The sequence below is a fragment of the Micromonospora sp. CP22 genome (genome assembly GCF_009712475.1).
Classification (GTDB): Bacteria; Actinomycetota; Actinomycetes; order Mycobacteriales; family Micromonosporaceae; genus Micromonospora.
In genome coordinates, this window is record NZ_VCJO01000052.1 from 1 (window position 1) to 1,448 (window position 1,448).

General features: G+C 68.8%; 1 protein-coding gene. It reads right to left on the bottom strand.

The features are described 5' to 3' along the window. Window positions 1-37: 37 nt before the first annotated feature. Window positions 38-1,336 (bottom strand): IS256 family transposase, encoded by a 1,299-nt coding sequence (locus FF096_RS26165; RefSeq protein WP_375335397.1) that lies wholly within the window; start codon window positions 1,334-1,336, stop codon window positions 38-40. Between the last annotated feature and the right edge of the window lie 112 nt (window positions 1,337-1,448).

Consider the following 1,448-nt stretch of genomic DNA (forward strand, 5'->3'; position numbering starts at 1 on the left):
GAGCAATAGTCAAGACTTGTGGATGAGAAATCTTTGATCAGGCGGCTGTGGCGTCGGTCGTGACCAGCTCGGCGGCGGGACGTTCGACGAGTTTGCCGCGTTCGAAGCGGGCGCCGGCGCGGACGAGGGCGACCAGGTGGGGTGCATTGACCGCCCGCCACCGCTGCTGTGCGGCTTCGATCAGCTTGAACGCCATCGCCAGCCCGGCGGCCTTCGAGCCGGGGCCCTTGGTGACCTTGGTGCGGTGTCGGACCGTGGCGAATGTCGACTCGATCGGGTTCGTGGTGCGCAGGTGCACCCAGTGCTCGGCCGGGAAGTCGTAGAAGGCGAGTAGCTCGTCGAGGTCGTCAACGACCTTGGCGACGGCCTTGCCGAACTTGGCGCCGTAGGCCAGCTTGAACGCGGCGACGGCGCGGCGGGCGTGCTCGCGGTCCTCGGCGTTCCAGATCTCCGCGAGGGCCTTCTTCGCCCCCGGATGCGCTGATTTGGGGAGCGCGCCGAGCACGTTGGCGATCTTGTGGAACCAGCAGCGCTGTTCCCGCGTGGTGGGGAACACCTCGCGCAGAGCGTTCCAGAACCCGAGCGCGCCGTCGCCGACGGCCAGGACCGGAGCGCGCATCCCGCGGCGCTTGCAGTCGCGCAGCAGGTCGGCCCAGGACTCGGTGGACTCGCGGTAGCCCTCCGCGAGGGCGACGAGTTCCTTGCGGCCGTCGACGCGCACGCCGACCATCACCAGCAGGCAGAGTTTCGCCTCGTCCAAGCGCACGTTCAGGTGCACGCCGTCCGCCCACAAGTAGACGTAGTCGACGCCGGACAGGTCCCGCCCGGCGAAGGCGCGGGCCTCGTCCTGCCACTGCACCGTCAACCGGGTGACCGTCGCCGCGGACAACCCGGAGCTGGTGCCGAGGAACTGCTGCAACGCGGGCACGAAGTCCGACGACGACAGCCCGTGCAGGTAGAGCAACGGCAACACCTCGTTGATCTGCGGCGACTTACGGCACCAGGCGGGCAGGATCGCCGAGGCGAAACGCCGCCGCTCACCCGCCTCGTCGACACGCTTGTCGTTGACCCGCGGCGCGACGACCTCTACCGCCCCAGCCGAAGTGAGCACCTGCCGCGGCCGGGCGTGACCATTACGCACCACCAGCCGGCGGCCCTGCTCATCCAGTTCGCCGACGTGCGCGGCGATGTAAGCGGCGACCTCTGCCTCCAGCGCCGCCGCGAGCATCCGCCGGGCGCCGTCACGCACGATCTCATCGATCAACGAACCTCCGGCCACGGCCGGCTCGGGCACCATCGCTGGCGTGGGCTCATCTGAGTTGACTACGGTAAGCACGGGCGTACCCTCCCCACCCGCGTTGGCGCGCGGGCTCTACTCGATTCCTGGCTTGGAACTCGTCGGGAGGGTACGCCTCCCGACGCTCATCCACAGGTTTCGAGCATTGCTC